Raw genomic sequence first — 18,608 nt, 5'->3', positions numbered from 1 at the left:
ACGCGAGGAATCTCGAAAAAAGTCATGCGCATACCAAATGAGATCGATTTCTGGCGCGGCTTCGCGCTTCTCACAATTTTCGTCAATCATGTTCCGGGTCTCTATTTCGAACGCTTCACATTTCGCAATGTGTCGCTTTCCGACTCCGCCGAGCTTTTCGTGTTTCTCGCTGGTTGTGCGCTGCGTAAGCTCGTTGAAGGCCCAGCGAGCGGGCGCTCCAAGGGGGCGCTCATTCTGCGGCTCGAAAGCCGCGCCTTGCGTGTTTATGTCGCGCAGACGGTCATCACAGAAATCGCGATCGCTCTTCTCGCGGCGGCTACGATTGTTCTTGACGCGCCATTCCTCCTCGATTGGCACAATGCCTCGGCCGTCTTCAACGATCCCGTCAGGGCTCACGTTGGGCTCGTTCTGCTCACGCATCAGCTCGGCTATTTCAACATCTTGCCGCTCTACGTCGTCTTGATGGCCTGTGCGCCGCTTATCGCGCTTACGCAACGCAGTGCTAGGCCGCTTCTGCTGCCGGCTTCGCTCGCGATCTATATCGGCGCGCTTGCGTTCGGAGTGAATTTCCCGACCTGGCCAGTCGAGGGAACCTGGTTCTTCAATCCTTTGGCTTGGCAGCTCATTTTTATTCTCGGCTTTGTCGTCGCTGGGGAAGATGGCCTCGGCGCCTTTGCGCGACGTCATCACCGCATTCTGCGCGGTCTTGCCCTGCCGATTGTTGTAATCGGCGCCGGGGCGGCGATAATGGATTTTTCGCCTGCCCCGATCGAGTTCCCCGCTCCGCGCCTGTTCTTCATGTTCGACAAGACGTTTCTGTCGCCGGCGCGGCTCATTCATAGCATGGCTTTGATGGCCCTTTTTGCCGGGGCCTTTGCAACGATCCGCAGTTGGCTGCCGCGCTCTTCTGCTTTTCTCTCCCTGCTTGGGCGTAATTCGCTGAATGTCTTCTGCGCCGGGTCCATTTTAAGCCTCACTGGTCAAATCTTCCGCTTCGTCTATGGCGGACATGTTGCGACCGATGCATTCATCGTTATCCTAGGGTTCTTCTTGATGGGTCTTGTGGCATGGGCATCGGAATGGCGCGAAAAGCCACTGGCGGATTAGCGGAGCGAACTGCTCTTGCCCTCGCGTTCGCAATCTTCGCAAGCGCGTTTTCTAGTGCTGAAGAAGCGCCCGCGCCCGCGATGGCGCCGCCGCTTAGCGCGTCATGCTACGTCCCTGCGAGCGATATCGCCGCTCCCGCCTCGCTTCCCAATGTCGCTGCGGCGCTGCAAGAGCGCCGGACGGTGCGCATCCTGGCGATTGGCTCGTCCTCGACCTCTGGGGTTGGCGCGCCGTCGAATGGCAAGAGCTATTCCTCGCAGCTCGAGCAGATTCTCGAACACGCCCTAAAAGGCGTCGATATCGAGATCATCAATCGCGGCGTCACCGGAGAAGTCGCGGAGACCACCGCTGAGCGCGTCAAGAGCGAAGTCGTAATCAATCGTCCGGATCTCGTTCTTTGGCAATTGGGGACCAATGATGCGCTCGCCCGCATCGATCCGGGGGATTTCGAGGCCACTGTCCGCTCGACAATCGGCTGGCTCAAGGAAAACCGGATCGACGTTGTTCTTGTCGGACAGCAATACACCACGCGTTTTGCCCGCGATGCGAATTATTCTGCGATCCGCGACAGTCTCCAGCGCATCGCCGCCGAGGAGAACATCCTTTACGTGCGCCGCTATGACGCCATGCGGTTCATCGCCAAGGCCCATGCCAATTTGGAACTCATGTCGCGCGATAATTTCCATCTGAACGATCTTGGCTATCAGTGCATGGCCGAACATGTTGCCCATGCGGTTATCGTCAGCTTGTTTGTCAAAGGGGTTCGGCCGACGAAGGATTGAACGGCGGGCCGTTGCCGCTCAACGCATACGCTCAAGCGCCAGCGCCAGCGCGGCGAAGCCTGCTATATCGATTTCCTCCGCACGCGCCGTCGGCGCGATGTTGGCGCGGGCCAGCAGCTCCATCGCGTCGGCTTGAGCGACCGCTTTGAGCGATTGGCGCAGCATTTTCCGGCGCTGGCCGAAGGCTGCTTGGGTGATCTCCGAAAGCAGCTTCGCCTGACAGGGAAGCGGCTCTGCACGGGGCGTGAGCTCGACCAGGGCGGAGGTGACCTTCGGCGGCGGCGTGAAAGCCGCAGGCGAAATATCGAACAGAATGCGGGTTTCGCAACGCCAATTGCACAGAACGGCGAGGCGGCCATAGGCGGCGCGTTGCGCTGGGCTTGCGACGATGCGTTCGGCGACTTCGCGCTGGAACATCAGGACGAGACGGTCGAACCATGGCGGCCAGGGTTCGCTCTCGACCCAGCGCGTCAGAAGGCCGGTGGCGATATTATAGGGCAGGTTGGCGCAGATCCGCGCGGGTCGCGCGTCGCCGACGAGCGCCGCCAGGTCGATCTCCAGCGCATCGCCGGAGATGATGTCGAGGCGGCCAGGATAATGCACGGCGATTTCGGCGAGCGCCGCAAGGCAGCGCTCGTCGCGCTCGATGGCGATCACTTTTTGCGCGCCTTCGGCAAGCAGCGCCCGCGTCAGGCCGCCCGGGCCTGGCCCCACCTCGATGATTGCGGCTGCGGTGCGCGGAGCAGCGGCGCGGGCGATGCGACCGGTGAGATTGAGGTCGAAGAGGAAATTCTGGCCGAGCGACTTTTTCGCGGCGAGGCCATGTTTGGCGACGATGTCGCGCAGCGGCGGAAGATCGCCTAGCTGGCTTGGCACGGCTGCGCCAATCGGCCGGCGAGATGTAGCGCATTGATGAGGCTCGCCGCATTGGCGACCCCCTTGCCGGCGATGTCGAAAGCCGTGCCGTGATCGGGCGACGTGCGCACAAAGGGCAGGCCCAAGGTGACGTTGACCGCGCTCTCGAAAGCGAGCGTCTTGATCGGGATCAGCGCCTGATCGTGATACATGGCGATGACCGCGTCATAGCCGCGCCGGGCGGCGGCGTGGAACAAGGTGTCGGCCGGATGCGGTCCGCTGACAGCGACGCCCGCGGCGGCGAGCGCTTCGAGCGCTGGCGCAATAATGTCGATTTCCTCGCGCCCCATCGCGCCGCCTTCGCCGGCATGGGGATTGAGGCCGGTGAAGGCGAGGCGCGGACTGTCGACGCCGAAGCGGCTTTTGAGATCGCGGGCGACGATCAACCCGGTCTCGATCAGAAGCGCGCGGGTCAACAGCGTTGGGACGCGCGCCAGCGGAACATGGATGGTCGCCGGGACGACGGCGAGTTCGGGCGACCACAGCAGCATCACCGCGCGCGCGGTTTGCCCGAACAGGCTTTCGCTCAGATGCGCCAGGAATTCGGTGTGGCCTGGGTGAGCAAAGCCCGCCCGGTAAAGAACCTCCTTGGCGATTGGGTTGGTGACGATGGCGCAGGCCTTGCCGGCCTGGACAAGGCGCACGCAGGTCTCGATCGAGGCGATCGTCCCGGCGGCGTCTCGCTCATCCGGCGCGCCGGGCCTTCCAGCGACAGAACTGTTTGATGCAAGCACCGGCAGCGCATGGGCGAACGCGTCCGCGGCGGCGTCGGCGTCGACGCTCTCGATAGGGACGTTCAACCCTAATTTTTTCGCGAGCTCTGCGAGATGATCGGGCTCAGCGGCGATGAGGAACGGCGGCGCGTCGGGGTCGCGATGCGACTGCGCCCAAGCCTTTAGGGCAAGTTCGGGCCCGATGCCCGAGGGATCGCCTCGGGTCAGGGCAAGCAGGGAACGTTTTGCCGGCGTGGGGCTCGCCATCAAGATCTTGGGGTCAATGCGTCGCCATCAATGTTTTACGATCACGGCGCGCGCGCGCAATTCCTTCAGGCGGCGTTCGCTGTCTGCGGCGATAAGCCCGGAGAGAAGCTTCTGCGAGATCGCCGTGCGCACTGCGGTGTCGTCCTTGGCCGTATCCTTGTTGCAGAGGGCGACCATTTCAATGCCCGAACTCGAGCGTTGTGGGGGCGTCAGATGGCCAACGGGCGTCTTGTCGAGCAATTGGCGCAGGCCCTCGCTGAGTTCGGGCGAGGTCCTGATCAGAGGATCGCGCACCGTCACATCATTCAGCGCGCGCGCCATCGGCAGGCCGGCCTCGCAATCGGCAAAGCGCGTCCGCAATTGCTCGGCCTCGCGGGCGCGCTCAGTCACGGTCGCGACCGAGGCGGAATTGGGCAGGGTAAAAATGATCTGCCGAAGCGTATAGGCGGCGCCGGCGGCCGATTTGCCGCCTTGTTTGGCGAGTTCGGCGCGAACCTGGTCCTCGCTGGCCTCAACCCCCTTGTTCAGGGCTTGAACCAGGAGATTGAAGGCGAAATCGGCGCTAAAATGATCCTTGAAATGCTCCGCCGTCACGCCGGCGTGTTGCAGCGCCGCGACCAATGCCTCTGGCGCCATTTTCAAGCCTTGCGCGACCTTGATGATTTCTTGCGAAACGTCGCTATCCTTGGGTCTTACGCCATATCTCGACGCTTCGCGGATTTCGAGGCGGTCCGAATAAAGGCTTTCGATCGCGGCCTCGCGCGTCGCCGGCTTGCGCAGCACGCGAAGCATCTTCATCCGCTCGTCGACGTCGATATCCGTGATCGGGTCGCCGTTGATGCTCGAGAGGATTGCTTGGGCGCGGCTTTGATCGGCGCAAAAAAGCGATCCTCCGGCCATCGCGGCAACAAGCAGAAATGTCGAAAAGCTGGTCTTGGCGAAGAAGCTCGGTCCGCGCGCGTCCGCGTCTTTCCGCATCGTTTCAACTCTCCATCTTTGGATGTGCATCTGGCGTCATTGGCGGACGATGAGCCAGATTGGCTGGATCAATATTTGACGCCGTCCAGCGCCAGGGTGTTGGAGAAGCTCTGACTCACTGCGGCCTGGCCTAACGTGCGCAATTGCAATTGCAAGAGCACGGTTTGGTTGCGGATCAACGCGCCATTGCCATTGTCCTGGTAAATCGAGCTGTAATTAACCGAAAAGTTCGTGCAATCATCCTGATAGCCGCCGCCGATCCCGAAAGCCGCGATGGCGAAGGGACCCGGATTTGACGTTCCAATCATACTTGATGGATAGTATTGCCGGCTCATATCGAAGGTAATATTGCCCTGTGCAAAGTAGTTGTCGCTGATCTTGTAGCGCGAGGATAAAGAGAGTCCTTGCCTGCGCACATAATAGCCGATCACCGGCTGAGCTTGATAATTGGCATATTGAACATTGCCTGTCCAGGCGCCGAAATTATAGGCTCCAACAAGGTCGACGCGTCTGGCTGCGAGCGTATCGATGTCGAACCGGCTCTTGGCCATGAAGGAGAGCGTCGAGTTTGGCGCGAAGGAAAATGCGGTGACGTAATCGGTGAGCCTTGTGTCGAGCCCCGAACTCAGGCCGACATTGGCGGCGTCCGGAATCGCATAGGGATTGGCTCCGGCGATCTGATAGGACTGTCCGGCGACGATATTGGCATAGCCGCCATCCTTGAAGTTCAGTGAGAATTGCGCCCCGTAATTGGCCCTCGCGCCGGTCTCGAACCGGTCATATCCGGAATATTTGTTCCATTGGAACAAAGTGGAATCGTCGAAGACAAGGCTCTGCGCGTCCAGGTTGACGAGCGAATGCGCCCCGATCGGCTGGTTTGGACGCAGGATGATCTGGGCGATCGGTTCGATGAGCATCGAGCCGAAGCTGGTCTTGGCGAAGAAGGGGTAGCGATAATCCAGTCCAACCGCGGGGATGACCTCGCCAAAGAAACTCGCATCCTTATTGCCGAGGAAGTTCAATTGAGCGGCATTCGAATAGGTCGAGATTCCAGCGGCCGATGCAAAGGTATAGGTGTTGGTGGCATTGATATCGAGCCATTCGCCGTTGAGATGCGCGAAGGCGAAAGGCGTCCAGACCTGGCCAATCGGATCGATGAACTTGCGCTTCCAGGACGCGTCGAGCGTTGCTCTGGTATATTCGCCCCCAACGCCGCGCAGCAGGCAAGAGCCGATCGTTTGACCTGGCACATAAGCGGCGCAAATGCTGTAGAGGCCATAAGCCCTGTCCACTACCTGCGTTCCGACGGACTGGAAGCTTGCCGATGGCGCGGAAAGGCTTGTCAGGTTGAAATCGAGTTCGGCTTGCCCGCCGATGCCAAACGAGGTGGCCGGGTCGATGTCGAAGGTTTTATTATAGTCCCAGACCGGATGGGCGAGCGGCTGCTGAGGCTGATAATCGCGGGTCGACAGGCCCTGGAAATAATAGCCGTGCAAGTCGAAATAGCCGCGATCGCCTTGCCCGGTAAGATAGATGCTGGAGGTCGTTTCGCTGAAATAATGCGAAGAAAGGGTTTGGCTCGGGATGTGATAATCATTGAGGAAGAACTTGTCCGACAGGAGCGTGAACTCCCAGCCGAACTTCCACTGGTCGGCGATATAGACTTTCCCCTTGCTTTCGAAAGAGCCCCGAAACGTATGGTCTCCGGCGCCGTAAGGCGGGTCCGGAAAATAGGATCTGTTCTGCTGGGCGATCCCATTCGCGCGGATGTAGTATTCGCCGCTCTCCAGCCGCTGGCGCCATTCGGCATTGGCCAGAAAGCCCTGTTTCGACAAATAAGTCGGCGTGAACGTTAAATCGTAGTCAGGCGCCAGCGCCCAAAAAATCGGGATGCCGACGCCATAGCCGAGGTTGGAGCTATAGACGGGATGCGGCGAAAGAATGCCGGATTTGCGTTTGACGCTCGGATCCGGCGTTGAAAAAAAAGGCACGTAGGCGATTGGGATCCCGAGGAATTCGAGCGACGCATCCTCGTAATAGATCATTTTTTCGTCGTTCTTTTGGATGATCCTCTTTGCCCGAACCCGCCAAAGCGGCGGTCGGTCCGGATTGTTCTTACAGGCCGCGCAGGCGGTATAGGAGCCATTGTTGAAGACGGTCGTATCGCCTTCAATGCGCTCGGCGCGGGAGGCGCCGAAATATGTTCTGTAGGAGCCGGTCTCGGGAACGGTTGCGCCGCCTCTGGGAACGAGCGCGCTGACATAAGTTTTCTCGGCGGTTTCAGCGCGCAGGCTTTCGATGAAGCCATCGCGGAAATCGTCGGTCAGGTCGAAACGCTCGGCGTGGAGCACAGCGCCATCGGCTTCAGTGAGCTTGGCGTTGCCTTCGGCATAGACCCGGCCGGTCTTGCGATTGTAGATGACGCGGTCGGCCTCTAGGACGCGGTCCTTATAATAGACCCTTGCATTTCCTTCGGCGGACACGGTGTCCTTGTCCGTATCGTAACGAAGCTCCGTCGCCTCGACGAACATTTTGTCCGTTGGACGCGCGGGCTTTTTCGTCTGGGGATCGCCCGGCGTCTGCGCGAAGGCCGGGCCAGCGGCCATCAGAGTCGCGGCAACGCAAAGGCCAAGCGCTGCGGCAAGGAATGCGCAACGGGCTGCGGCAAGGAATCCGTAACGCAAGGCGCCGAGGACAGCGCCAAGCGCTGGCGCGAACATCGCCCGGCCCGGGCGCGTCGCCTGCGCAGACGCAAACAAACCACTTCCGGATCTGAGTTCCGGCATCGGTTCGCTTGACTTTGCGAGGCTTCCGGCGCGGCGGGCCCAAGCAATCACGTCAGCGGGGCACAAACGCCGCCCCATCAACCATCCTCCTGATGCAGCAGGGCGAGCGCGCCGAGCATGCCGCCGACGATGGCGGGCGACCACGCAGCCACGGGCGCACTCAGCAAACCCGCGCTTCCGAGATCTCCAACCACTTTCGTCGCGATATAAAGCACGAACCCGGCGCCCACGCCACCACCAATCATTTTAGCTATGCCACCAAAGCGGAAAAATCTTAAGGAAAAGGCCGCTGCGATTAAAACCATTGCGATGAAGAGCAGAGGCCTCGCCAACAGCGTTTGAAACTGGAGCCGATAGGCTGTCGAATCGAATCCCGCGGTCTCGGTCTGTCCGCGCACGGTGGGCAGTTCCCAAAATGGCACGGATTCCGGGGCGATCACCCCTTGAACGACCTGTTCGGCCAAAAGGTCGGTGGCGAGAAGATAGACTCCGGCCTCGAGACTTTCCTCGCCTGGCGTGAGGATGCGGGCATGATCGAGACGCCAAACGCCGGGCAAGAGCGTGGCGGTTTGCGCTTGGACTTCGCCTTCGAAATTTCCGGCTCGATCGTAGACATAGGCGGTGACCGAGGTTAAGAGCGCGCCCCCGTCGTCGACTTTGTCGGCTTTGAGGATTGCTTGTCCATCGACGTTGTTTTGCCGGACCCAAAGGCCTGCGCCTGCGCCCGGCTTGCCATTGAGGCCGAAAATTTGGGCTTCAAGTCCGTCGGCGTGATGTTTCATCAGCGCGGAGATCGGGTTGAAGAGGCCGACGGAGGCGATTCCGATGAGGGCGGCGATCAGGACCGGCGGGACCAGAAATCCCCATACCGAAACGCCCACGGCCCGCGCGACCAGCAATTCAAGCTTGCGGGTGAGGTCGAGAAAAGCGGCCATTGTGCCGCATAGGACACAAAAAGGCATGAGCTGTTCCGATGCCGATGGAACGCGGAGCAAGGACAGGAGCGCGATGACCCCGGCCGAAACGCCCGGCTGGTCGCCCGCCCGGCGCAGCAATTCGACGAAGTCGATGATGTAGACAATGCCGAAAATTGTCAGAAACACAGCCATGATCATCCGCAGGAAGCGGGCGGAGAAATAGCGGCCGAGAGTCAAGCCGATCATCGGACGACCGCGCCGCGGGCTGGACGCGGATCAGAAGCAGGGCTTTGGCCTGTTCGGTCCGCTCGGAGCGTCCAATATCGCCCGCAAAGGACCGGCGCCAGGCGATATTGCCGGGTGATATGTGCATGGAGCGTCATGATTACCCTCTCGCCCTTCGGCTCCACGCTCCGCCTTCGCGGTCCTGGCGGCAGCGGCAATTTTCCTTCGGCCTCCGCCGGCGGCATCGCAGCGGCGAAGGCGCTTGAGCTTTGCCGCATGAGCGGACTAACATCGTTATTATCTGAAAGAGTCGCGGCGATTTTTCGGCGGATCGCCCGTTTATATTCGCACATAATTACGGTCGGAGCCTACCGCGTCCTTGCCCAGGACCTCATGGCCAGAAGTGAGGCGAGCAATTGGCCGCGACCACGCAAAAATGGGTCCGAAAGCAAAAAAGCAGCTAGGTTGGGACGAATTGGGCGCCGCCGCGCCCGACTTACCGCCGATTTTTACGCGATCTGCCGCTGGTTGGCCTGGAAAATGCGGTGCGCGGAGGGGAAAGAGCGCTTTCCGCGTTCACCTAATTGTGAAAGCGTCGCGGGAATCGCGTTGAAGAGGATCAGATGTCGCAATCCATGAAATTCGAATTTGTCGCGCTCGGGCCATTAAATGCCCAAACACCGCTTCAGCCTTCAAGAAGGGCCGCCGGCAAGAGCAAAGGCGCGCAGACCTTGGTCATTTTCATGGGCCAGGATTTTGCTTTCGGCGCGGAGACGGCGCGCCTCGTCGGCGCCGATGGCGAGGCCTTGATCAGAAAGGCGGCGGGCGTCGCCAAGTTCAAGGGAAAGTCCTCCACCGCGCTCGACATTATCGCGCCATCGGGCTTCGCCGCCGAGAGGCTCCTCGTGATCGGCGTCGGCCAGCCGGACAAGCAAGGCGACAAGGATCAGGCCGATCGCGACAAGGCGGACAGCGGCAAAAAGGCAGGGGATGCGCCCCCGGCGCCCACCGATTACGCCAATCTCGGCGGCTTCGTCATCGGCAAGCTCGGCCCCGGCGCCAGCGCTCTTGTCGCGTTCGATTTGCCGCGTCCCCCGGAGGACCCGGCGGGAGCCGTCGCCGAGTTCATGCTGGGGATGCAACTGCGCGACTATCGTTTTGACGCCTATAAGACCCGAAAAAAAGAGGATGCCGAGGATAATGGTCCCTCGGAGATCCTTCTGGCGGTGGACGAGCCTTCCGCCGCCCGCCGCGAAGCCAAGGCGCGCGAGGCCGTCGCCGAGGGCGTCCTAACGGCCCGTTCGCTGGTCAATGAACCGGCCAACATCCTTTTTCCGGAGGAATTCGCCAAGCGCGCGAAAGAGCTCGAAAAGCTTGGCGTCGAGGTCGAGATTCTCGATGAGCCGGCCATGCGCGAACTTGGCATGGGCGCGCTTCTTGGCGTTGGACACGGATCGATCCGCGAAAGCCGCGTCGTCATCATGCGCTGGCGCGGTGGAAAATCGGTCAAGGAGGGCGCCAAGGACCACTCCAAGTCCAAGGCGCACCCCATCGCTTTCGTCGGCAAAGGCGTCTGTTTCGACACGGGCGGCATATCCATCAAGCCGGCGGCCGGCATGGAAGACATGAAGGGCGACATGGCCGGCGCCGCCTGCGTCGTCGGCCTCATGCGGGCGCTTGCGATGCGCAAGGCCAAGGTCGATGTCGTCGGCGCCATCGGCCTTGTCGAAAACATGCCGGGCCCGCAGGCCCAGCGTCCTGGCGACATCGTGAAATCCATGTCCGGCCAGACGATCGAGGTCATCAACACGGACGCTGAAGGCCGCCTCGTGCTCGCCGACGTGCTTTGGTATGTGCAGGACAAGTTCAAGCCTAAATTCATTGTCGATCTGGCCACGCTGACCGGCGCGATCCTCGTCGCGCTTGGCCAGGACCACGCGGGGCTTTTCGCCAATAATGACGAATTGGCCGAAAAGCTGCTCGCCTCTGGGAAAGCGACCGGTGAAAAGCTCTGGCGGCTGCCGCTTGGGCCGGCCTACGATAAGCTAATTGATTCCAAATTTGCCGATATGAAGAACACGGGCGGGCGGCACGCGGGCTCGATCACCGCTGCGCAATTCCTTCAGCGCTTTGTGAACGGGACGCCTTGGGCGCATCTCGATATTGCGGGAACCGGCATGAGTTCGCCGGGAAGCGACATTAATCAGAGCTGGGGTTCGGGCTTTGGCGTGCGTCTTCTCGACCGGTTCGTCGCCGAATATTACGAGGGGTGAAGCCATCGGCGGCCGCTAGGATGATCGAGGCCATGCCCGAAATTTGGTTCTACCATCTTCAGCGCCAGCCGCTCGAAAATGTCCTTCCCGGCCTCATCGAGAAGTCGCTCGAGAAGGGGTGGCGCGTCGTCGTCCAGGCGCGGAGCGAGGAGCGGCTCGACGCCCTCGATCAATGGCTCTGGACCTATTCCGACGCGAGTTTTCTCGCCCATGGCCGGGCGCGCGACGGCGACGCCGAGCTTCAGCCGGTCTATCTCTCGACCGGCGTCGAAAACCCCAATGGCGCCGCGATCCGGATTTTCGTCGAGGGCGCTTCGATGGCGGAGGCGGTGGCCGAGCCGGGCGCTTCCGCCTATGTCCGGGCGATCGCAGTCTTTGATGGCGCTAATGAGGACGAGCTAACCGAGGCGCGGGCGCAGTGGAAACAATTGAAGGACATGGGCCTTGCGCTGACCTATTGGCAGCAAGGCGAGAACGGCCGTTGGGAGAAGAAGGCTTGAGAAAACCGTCCCCGAGTTCTTTCTGGAACGGGAATGGCGCCGCGCCGGCCGAACCAAGAGGAACGCCTTTTTGAACAAAGTTTCCTTCGATCCGGCTTCGCCAGAGTTCGCGGCGCGCCGCGCTGAAGCGCGGAAGGCGCTCGACGCGCTCGATCCGGCCAAGAATCAGATCCCGCAAACGGGCCCAGCCGATCCCTTGCGCCGCGAGTGGTTCGAGGCGGTCTATGCGCTCGCCTCCGATGATCCAGCGCGCGTTCCTTGGGCCAATCTCGCGCCCCATCCTTTGCTGAAGGCCTGGGTTGGAGCGCAAGCGCGGGGGATTTCCGGTTTGCGGACGCTCGATGTCGGCTGCGGCCTTGGCGACAACGCCGAATGTCTCGCCGCCGCCGGCGCGCGCGTCGTGGCCTTCGATTTCGTCGCCCAGGCGGTCGATTGGGCGCAGCGGCGATTTCCGAATTCGAACGTTGATTATCGCGCCGGTGATCTTTTCGCCTTGCCCGATGCTTGGCGGGGAGGCTTCGACCTTGTGCACGAATGCTATACGTTGCAGGCGCTTTCCAAGGATCTCTTGCCGGCGGCGCTCGGCGCGCTCGCCTCGCTGCTGGCGCCGGGCGGAAAACTCCTCGTCATTTCGCGCGCGCGGGACGAAGACAGCGAGGTCGAAGGCCCGCCCTGGCCGCTGCCGCCGTCGATCTTCGAAGAAGCCAAACGTCAAGGCCTGAAGCCGCTTGCTATTGAGGACATCACGGCGACGGCGGATGTCGGGCGCCGCCATTGGCGGGCGCTGCTCGGCCGCGCCGATGCGGCGTGAACGCGCGGTTTAGGGCGACATGTGACGCCGGACGCCCCAAGCGCCCACGCCTCACCCTGCGCTCAACAGCCTGATTGCTTCGCCGCGCTCGAAAATATTGAGCAGCAGACGCAAGGCGTCGCCGCGTTCGCCTTCGAGCCGCGGGTTGTCTTGAACGATCCGCTGCGCTTGGCTCCGCACCATCGCCAACAAAGGCGCATGCGCCGCGGGATCGGCGAGGCGGAACCCCGGCAGTCCGGATTGCCTGGAGCCCAGAACTTCGCCTTCTCCACGCAGGCGCAGATCTTCTTCGGCGATGCGAAATCCGTCCTCCGTCTCGCGCATGATCGCGATGCGGGCCTTGGCGGTCTCGCCAAGCGGTCCCTTGTAGAGCAGCAGGCAGAAGGATTGGCCGGCGCCGCGCCCGACTCGCCCGCGCAATTGATGCAATTGCGCCAGACCGAACCGCTCGGCATGTTCGATCACCATGACGGAGGCCTGCGGAATGTCGACGCCGACTTCGATCACCGTCGTCGCCACCAATATTTGCGTCGCGCCGGAAGCGAAGGCGGCCATCGCGGCGTCCTTATCGCGGCTTTTCATCTTGCCATGGACGAGGCCGACCTTGTCGCCGAAAATTCCGCGAAGATGGGCGGCGCGTTCTTGCGCGGCGGCGACATCGAGGGCTTCGCTTTCCTCGACGAGCGGACAGACCCAGAAGGCGCGGGCGCCTTCGGCAATCGCGCGCTGCAATCTTGTGACGAGTTCGTCGATCCGCTCGATCGGCAGCGCGCGAGTCTCGATCGGCTTGCGGCCTGCGGGCTTTTCCGTCAGGACCGAAATGTCCATGTCGCCGAAATAGGTCAGCACCAGACTGCGGGGGATCGGCGTCGCGGTCATGACGAGAATATCGGCGGCTGCGCCCTTGTCGCTAAGAGCGAGGCGCTGGTGCACGCCGAAGCGATGCTGTTCGTCGACGATGGCGAGGCCAAGGTCATGGAAGACGACGCTTTCCTGAAACAGCGCATGGGTGCCGATCGCGATGTCGATGTCGCCGCGGGCCAGCCCATCGAGCGTTTTACTCCGCTCGGAGCTTTTGTCGCGGCCGGTGAGCAGGCCGAGCCGCAATCCGGCGGCCTCCGCGAAGCCGCTCAGCGCCGCGAAATGTTGGCGGGCTAAAATCTCGGTCGGCGCCATCAGCGCGCCCTGTCGGCCGGCTTCGACGCAAGTCGCGAGGGCAAGCAGAGCGACGAGCGTCTTGCCTGCGCCGACATCGCCCTGCAGCAGGCGCAGCATGCGGTTCTCGCCGGAAAGATCGGCGCGGATTTCGGTCAGGACCCTTTGCTGCGAAGCGGTCAGCGCGAAGGGCAGGGCGGCCATGATCCTTTCGGAAATGCGTCCATCGCCAAGGCTTGCGCGGCCGGGAGTGCGCCGGATCTTCGCCCGCATAAGCGCCAGCGCCAGTTGACCCGCGAGCAATTCATCGAGCGCGAGCCGCATCCTGGCGGGCGCCTCGGGCGCGATCTCCTCGGGGGCTTGCGGGCGATGCGCCGCGCGGAGCGCCTCGGCGAATGTAAGGAGGGCGGGAATGGTCGGCGAGGTCCCCTCATGCCATTCGGGAAGAGCCGGAATTCGGGCGAGGGCGGCCTCCATGGCTTTGCCGAGAACTTTTGGAAAAAGCCCCTCGGTCAGCGCATAGACCGGCTCGACAGGGGCCATTTTGGCGAGGCCTTCGGCATCGAGCACGCGATCGGGATGGACCATCTGGCGATGGCCCTCCCAAAGTTCGAGCTTGCCGGAAATCCAGCGCTTCGCGCCAAGCGGCAGGCTCTTTTCGATCCACTGGTGATTGGCGAGGAAAAAGACCAGCAGAACGTCGCCGGTTTCGTCCTCGACAAGAACCCGATAGGGCGCCTTGGAGCGCGGCCCTGGCGGGCGGTGCTCGACGACGAGCCCCTCCAATGTCGCCACGCTCCCGATCGGCGCATCGGCGATCTTCGGCCGGCTGCGCCGGTCGATCGTCGCATAAGGCAGATGGAACAGGAGATCGACGATGCGCGCTTCGGCGGCCGGTCCCGCGAGAAGCCTATCGAGGAGCTTGCCGGTCTTGGGCCCGATCCCCGGCAGGTTCGCGGCGGAGGCGAAGAGGGGATTAAGAAGGAAGGGCCGCATCGGGGTGCAAATCTATCGGGCTGGAGCATTTTGACGAAACGCGCCTCTTAGAGCCGGATGACTTTGGACGGAATCGCAACGCGATCTCGTCCAAAGTCTGAATCCGCCTCTTATCAAAGAGTTAGAGCATGATGTCGTCCGAAAATCGGTTTCCACTTTTCGGCATCATGCTCTAGCGGATCATGCGCCAGCAAGGCTGACAGGCGCAACCCGGCGCGCTATATAGCTCCGGCAAGGCGCTTTTGCCCAAGCCTTCGCGTTGATCAAGCCGGCCGCGCCGGCGTTGGAGCATCATTCATGTCTGGCTCGCAAGCGACGAGCGCGGGACTCGACGCCCGCCGCCGCCGCGTCCTGTTCCGGTCCTGGCATCGCGGGATGCGCGAAGTGGATCTCATCCTCGGCCGCTTTGTCGATGTCGAGATCGCCAAACTTGATGAATCCGAACTTGACGATTACGAAGCCTTGATGGAAGCGCAAGACCGCGACATCTTCAGCTGGCTGACCGGCGAGGCGCCGACGCCCGGCCAATATGATACGCCGGTCTTCCGAAAGATTCGCGCCTTCCACGCCCATGCCGCGCCCCTGCGCCTTTGAGCGACGCCGCGCGGTCTTAAACTCTTTCCTTGTTGGGAACAGCATTCGAATTGACGCCGCATCGTGACTGATCTCAAACGCGCCATCGCCGAGCTTGGCAAAGGCGGCTCGCTGACGCTTTCTTCCGTGACGGACGGGTTCGACGCCTTCTGCGTCGCCGACCTGACGCGCGCGCTCGCCCGCGAGGCGGAAAATCGCGCAGTTGTTCTTGTGCATGTGGCCCGCGATAGCCAGCGCGCGCGCGCCTTTGGCGAGGCGCTAGGCTTCGCCGCGCCGGACGTCGAGATCCTCGATTTTCCGTCCTGGGATTGTCAGCCCTACGACCGGGTCTCTCCCAACGCCTCCATTTGCGCGCGGCGGATGACGGTTCTTTCGCGTCTCGCGCGATCCCGCTCGTCGATGGAGCGGCCGCGGATCCTCTCGACCACGATCAACGCGCTGGTCCAGCGCGTGGCGCCTTTGCAGCAGATCGCCGGCGACACATTTTCGGCGGCGCCGGGCAATGTGGTCGATATGGACGGCCTCGCGCAATGGCTCGAGACAAATGGCTTCGCGCGCGCTTCGACGGTGCGCGACACCGGCGAATATGCGGTGCGCGGCGGCATCGTCGATCTCTTCGCGCCGGGAATGGCGCAGCCGGTGCGGCTCGATTTTTTCGGCGATGCGCTGGAATCGATTCGCGCCTTCGATCCGGAGTCGCAGCGCACGGTTGGCCAGATGCGCGGCCTTGATCTCGTGCCAATGAGCGAGGCGCAACTGACCAGCGAGACGATGCGCCGCTTTCGCCAGGGCTATGTGACCTGCTTTGGCGCGCAGACGCGCGGCGATGGCCTCTATGAAGCGGTCAGCGAAGGCCGCCGCCACCCGGGGCTCGAACATTGGCTGCCGCTTTTTTACGACAGGCTCGACACGCTGTTCGATTATGCCGGGCGCGCGCCTTTGATCCTCGATCCATTGGTCGAAGAGGCCGCCACCGAGCGTCTCGCGCTGATCAAGGACTATTTCGAGGCGCGCAAAAGCGCCCATGACGCCGATCCCAATCATTCCGGCTACAAGCCGCTCGGCCCCGATCGGCTCTATCTGTCCGAAGCTGAATGGCGCCAGCGCATCAACGGCGCGAGCCTCGTCCGGGTGACGCCTTTCGCGCGGCCTGACGATGCGCGCGGCCTTATCGTCGACTGCGGGTCAAAGCCGGGCCGCTCCTTCGCGCCCGAGCGCGCCGATGAGAACGCCAATGTCTTCAACGCCGCCGTCGAACACGCCAAGGCGCTGCGGGCGGATAATAAGCGCGTCATCCTCGCCGGCTGGTCGGACGGCTCGCGCGAACGGCTCTCCCATGTTTTAGCCGAACATGGCCTGACGGGGGCGGCGCCGGTCTCCTCCCTGGCGCAGGCATTGGCGCTGCCGCAATCCAATATCGCCGTGGCGGTGATTGGGCTCGAACAAGGATTCGAGACCGGCGATCTCGCGGTGATCGCCGAACAGGATATTCTCGGCGACCGGCTGCTGCGCGGCCGCAAGAAGGCGCGGCGCGCCCAGGACTTCCTTAGCGAAGTCGGGGCGCTGTCGGCCGGCGACATCGTTGTCCATGTCGATCATGGCATCGGGCGCTTTGTCGGGTTGCAGGCGATCCAGGCGGCGGGCGCGCCGCATGACTGCCTCGAGCTCCATTATGCCGATGGCGACAAGCTGTTCCTGCCGGTCGAAAATCTCGAGCTTTTGTCGCGCTATGGCTCGGAGGATACCGAGGTCGCGCTCGATAAATTGGGCGGCGGCGCCTGGCAGAAGCGCAAGGCGCGGATGCGCAAGCGCATTCTCGAAATGGCGGCCGGCCTCATCAAGATCGCCGCCGCGCGCGAGACGCGGGCCGCGCCGAAACTGGCTCCGCCCGAAGGCCTTTACGCCGAATTCTGCGCCGGATTTCCCTATGATGAGACGGAAGACCAGCAGGCGACGATCGACGCTGTCCTCGAAGACATGGCCTCCGGCCGGCCGATGGATCGCCTCGTCTGCGGCGATGTCGGATTCGGCAAGACCGAGGTGGCCTTGCGCGCCGCCTTCGCCGCCGCGATCGAGGGCAAGCAGGTCGCGGTGATCGTGCCGACGACGCTTCTGGCGCGCCAGCATTACAAGAATTTCGCGACGCGCTTCGCCCATCTGCCGGTCACGGTCGCGCAAATGTCGCGGATGGTCAGCGTCGCCGATCTCAAGGCGGCCAAGGCGGGCGCCGCTTCTGGTGAAGTCGATATCGTCGTCGGCACCCACGCCGTGCTTGGCAAGGGCGTGACCTTCAAGGATCTCGGTCTCGTCGTGATCGACGAGGAGCAGCATTTCGGCGTCAAGCACAAGGAGCGGCTGAAGGAATTGCGGGCGGAGGTTCATATCCTCACTCTGTCGGCGACCCCGATTCCACGGACCTTGCAGCTCGCCCTGACCGGCGTGCGCGAACTCTCGATCATCGCGACGCCGCCAGTCGACCGCCTCGCGGTCCGCACCTTCATCTCGCCATTCGATGAGTTGCTGGTGCGCGAGGCTTTGCTGCGCGAGCGCTATCGCGGCGGCCAAAGCTTCTATGTCTGTCCGCGCATCGAAGATATCGACGACGCGGCCGCCTTCCTGCGCCAGAATGTGCCGGAAGTGAAATTCATCGTCGCGCATGGGCAGATGGCGGCGACCGAACTCGAAGACAAGATGGCGGCCTTCTATGATGGCCAATATGATGTCCTGCTCTCGACGGCGATTGTTGAATCCGGGCTCGATATTCCAACCGCCAATACGCTCATCGTGCATCGCGCCGACATGTTCGGCCTCGCCCAGCTCTATCAATTGCGCGGCCGCGTCGGCCGCTCGAAAATCCGCGCCTATGCGCTGTTCACCGTGCCGGCCAATCGCAGTATGACGCCGCAGGCGGAGCGGCGCCTCAAAGTGCTGAATTCTCTTGATACGCTCGGCGCCGGTTTCCAGCTCGCCAGCCACGATCTCGACATTCGCGGCGCCGGGAACCTGTTGGGCGATGAACAGTCCGGCCACATCAAGGAAGTCGGCTACGAGCTGTACCAGCAGATGCTGCACGAGGCCGTCGAGGCCTTGAAAGCGGGCATCGAGGAGCCCGCCGAAGACGCCTGGTCGCCGGCGATCACGCTCGGCGCTCCGGTGTCGATCCCGGAAGATTATGTCGCCGATCTGCAATTGCGGCTCGGTCTCTATCGCCGCCTCGCCGGGCTCGAAACCGACGCCGAGATCGAGAGCTTCGCGGCGGAGATGATCGACCGGTTCGGGCCTCTGCCGGGCGAGGTCGAGCAATTGATGAAGCTTATGGCGATCAAGGTTCTCTGCCGCCAGGCCCATGTCGAGAAGGTCGATGCGGGTCCAAAGGGCGTCATCATCTCGTTCCGCGACAATTCCTTCGCCAATCCGGCGGGGCTCGTGCGTTATGTCGCCGAGCAGGGCCGCGACGCCAAGGTGCGGCCCGACATGAAGATTGTCTTCATCCGCGATTTTGAGGAGACGGCGGCGCGATTGGAGGGAACCCGAACGATTCTCCGCGCGCTCGCAGCCATTGCGACGAAGAAAGCGGCGTGAGGGAGGT

Annotated in this window: 13 protein-coding genes; 7 read left to right on the top strand and 6 right to left on the bottom strand. The window is 62.3% G+C overall.

Annotation, left to right across the window (positions count from 1 at the left end; all coding sequences use genetic code 11):
- The first annotated feature begins 24 nt into the window (after positions 1-24).
- Positions 25-1,107, top strand: coding sequence for an OpgC family protein (locus tag DL86_RS10480; protein WP_036261005.1), 1,083 nt, complete (start codon positions 25-27; stop codon positions 1,105-1,107).
- A gap of 80 nt (positions 1,108-1,187) precedes the next feature.
- Positions 1,188-1,889, top strand: a complete 702-nt coding sequence (locus tag DL86_RS10475) for an SGNH/GDSL hydrolase family protein (protein WP_245276337.1) — start codon at positions 1,188-1,190, stop codon at positions 1,887-1,889.
- Between the two features lie 18 nt (positions 1,890-1,907).
- On the opposite strand, the gene rsmA is transcribed toward DL86_RS10475, so the two are convergent.
- The 5 genes from rsmA to lptG all read right to left on the bottom strand — a co-directional run bounded on the left by rsmA (position 1,908) and on the right by lptG (position 8,711).
- Positions 1,908-2,765 (bottom strand): 16S rRNA (adenine(1518)-N(6)/adenine(1519)-N(6))-dimethyltransferase RsmA, encoded by an 858-nt coding sequence (gene rsmA, locus DL86_RS10470; RefSeq protein WP_084572833.1) that lies wholly within the window; start codon positions 2,763-2,765, stop codon positions 1,908-1,910.
- Entirely contained in the window at positions 2,750-3,784 is a 1,035-nt protein-coding gene (gene pdxA / locus DL86_RS10465; protein WP_036260999.1) for a 4-hydroxythreonine-4-phosphate dehydrogenase PdxA, read from the bottom strand. The genes rsmA and pdxA overlap by 16 nt, the downstream gene beginning before the upstream one ends.
- Positions 3,785-3,811: 27 nt before the next feature.
- Complete coding sequence (locus DL86_RS10460; protein WP_156964577.1) at positions 3,812-4,762, bottom strand: SurA N-terminal domain-containing protein; 951 nt, start codon at positions 4,760-4,762, stop codon at positions 3,812-3,814.
- A 68-nt stretch (positions 4,763-4,830) separates the two neighbouring features.
- Positions 4,831-7,482 (bottom strand): LPS-assembly protein LptD, encoded by a 2,652-nt coding sequence (locus tag DL86_RS10455; protein WP_051953163.1) that lies wholly within the window; start codon positions 7,480-7,482, stop codon positions 4,831-4,833.
- Positions 7,483-7,625: 143 nt separating this feature from the next.
- Positions 7,626-8,711 (bottom strand): LPS export ABC transporter permease LptG, encoded by a 1,086-nt coding sequence (gene lptG / locus DL86_RS10450; RefSeq protein ID WP_036260997.1) that lies wholly within the window; start codon positions 8,709-8,711, stop codon positions 7,626-7,628.
- 602 nt (positions 8,712-9,313) lie between these two features.
- Here lptG and DL86_RS10440 point away from each other — a divergent pair.
- From DL86_RS10440 to DL86_RS10430, 3 genes are all read left to right on the top strand, one after another.
- Positions 9,314-10,963 (top strand): leucyl aminopeptidase, encoded by a 1,650-nt coding sequence (locus DL86_RS10440; RefSeq protein WP_036260992.1) that lies wholly within the window; start codon positions 9,314-9,316, stop codon positions 10,961-10,963.
- A 32-nt stretch (positions 10,964-10,995) separates the two neighbouring features.
- The gene (locus DL86_RS10435; protein ID WP_036261165.1) at positions 10,996-11,463 is read left to right on the top strand and encodes a DNA polymerase III subunit chi; all 468 of its coding nucleotides are present in this window, start codon (positions 10,996-10,998) and stop codon (positions 11,461-11,463) included.
- Positions 11,464-11,533: 70 nt separating this feature from the next.
- Entirely contained in the window at positions 11,534-12,274 is a 741-nt protein-coding gene (locus DL86_RS10430) for a class I SAM-dependent methyltransferase (RefSeq protein ID WP_036260989.1), read from the top strand.
- A gap of 51 nt (positions 12,275-12,325) precedes the next feature.
- Here the strand turns inward: DL86_RS10430 and recG are convergent, their stop codons facing one another.
- The gene (recG, locus tag DL86_RS10425) at positions 12,326-14,425 is read right to left on the bottom strand and encodes an ATP-dependent DNA helicase RecG (protein WP_036260986.1); all 2,100 of its coding nucleotides are present in this window, start codon (positions 14,423-14,425) and stop codon (positions 12,326-12,328) included.
- Between the two features lie 297 nt (positions 14,426-14,722).
- Here recG and DL86_RS10420 point away from each other — a divergent pair, with 297 nt between their 5' ends.
- Complete coding sequence (locus DL86_RS10420) at positions 14,723-15,019, top strand: FAD assembly factor SdhE (RefSeq protein WP_036260985.1); 297 nt, start codon at positions 14,723-14,725, stop codon at positions 15,017-15,019.
- 63 nt (positions 15,020-15,082) lie between these two features.
- Positions 15,083-18,601, top strand: a complete 3,519-nt coding sequence (gene mfd, locus DL86_RS10415) for a transcription-repair coupling factor (RefSeq protein WP_036260982.1) — start codon at positions 15,083-15,085, stop codon at positions 18,599-18,601.
- Positions 18,602-18,608: the final 7 nt, after the last annotated feature.

Origin of the sequence: Methylocapsa aurea (genome assembly GCF_000746085.1) — a bacterium.
Lineage (GTDB): Bacteria > Pseudomonadota > Alphaproteobacteria > Rhizobiales > Beijerinckiaceae > Methylocapsa > Methylocapsa aurea.
Note: the sequence above shows the minus strand (reverse complement) of the source record. Positions and strands in the feature narration are given on the sequence as shown.

Coding starts and splice junctions, on each gene's coding strand:
- DL86_RS10480 (WP_036261005.1), top strand. CDS start 25: ATGCGCATACCAAATGAGATCGATTTCTGGCGCGGCTTCGCGCTTCTC.
- DL86_RS10475 (WP_245276337.1), top strand. CDS start 1,188: ATGGCGCCGCCGCTTAGCGCGTCATGCTACGTCCCTGCGAGCGATATC.
- pdxA (WP_036260999.1), bottom strand. CDS start 3,784: ATGGCGAGCCCCACGCCGGCAAAACGTTCCCTGCTTGCCCTGACCCGA.
- DL86_RS10460 (WP_156964577.1), bottom strand. CDS start 4,762: ATGCGGAAAGACGCGGACGCGCGCGGACCGAGCTTCTTCGCCAAGACC.
- DL86_RS10455 (WP_051953163.1), bottom strand. CDS start 7,482: ATGTTCGCGCCAGCGCTTGGCGCTGTCCTCGGCGCCTTGCGTTACGGA.
- lptG (WP_036260997.1), bottom strand. CDS start 8,711: ATGATCGGCTTGACTCTCGGCCGCTATTTCTCCGCCCGCTTCCTGCGG.
- DL86_RS10440 (WP_036260992.1), top strand. CDS start 9,314: ATGTCGCAATCCATGAAATTCGAATTTGTCGCGCTCGGGCCATTAAAT.
- DL86_RS10435 (WP_036261165.1), top strand. CDS start 10,996: ATGCCCGAAATTTGGTTCTACCATCTTCAGCGCCAGCCGCTCGAAAAT.
- recG (WP_036260986.1), bottom strand. CDS start 14,425: ATGCGGCCCTTCCTTCTTAATCCCCTCTTCGCCTCCGCCGCGAACCTG.
- DL86_RS10420 (WP_036260985.1), top strand. CDS start 14,723: ATGTCTGGCTCGCAAGCGACGAGCGCGGGACTCGACGCCCGCCGCCGC.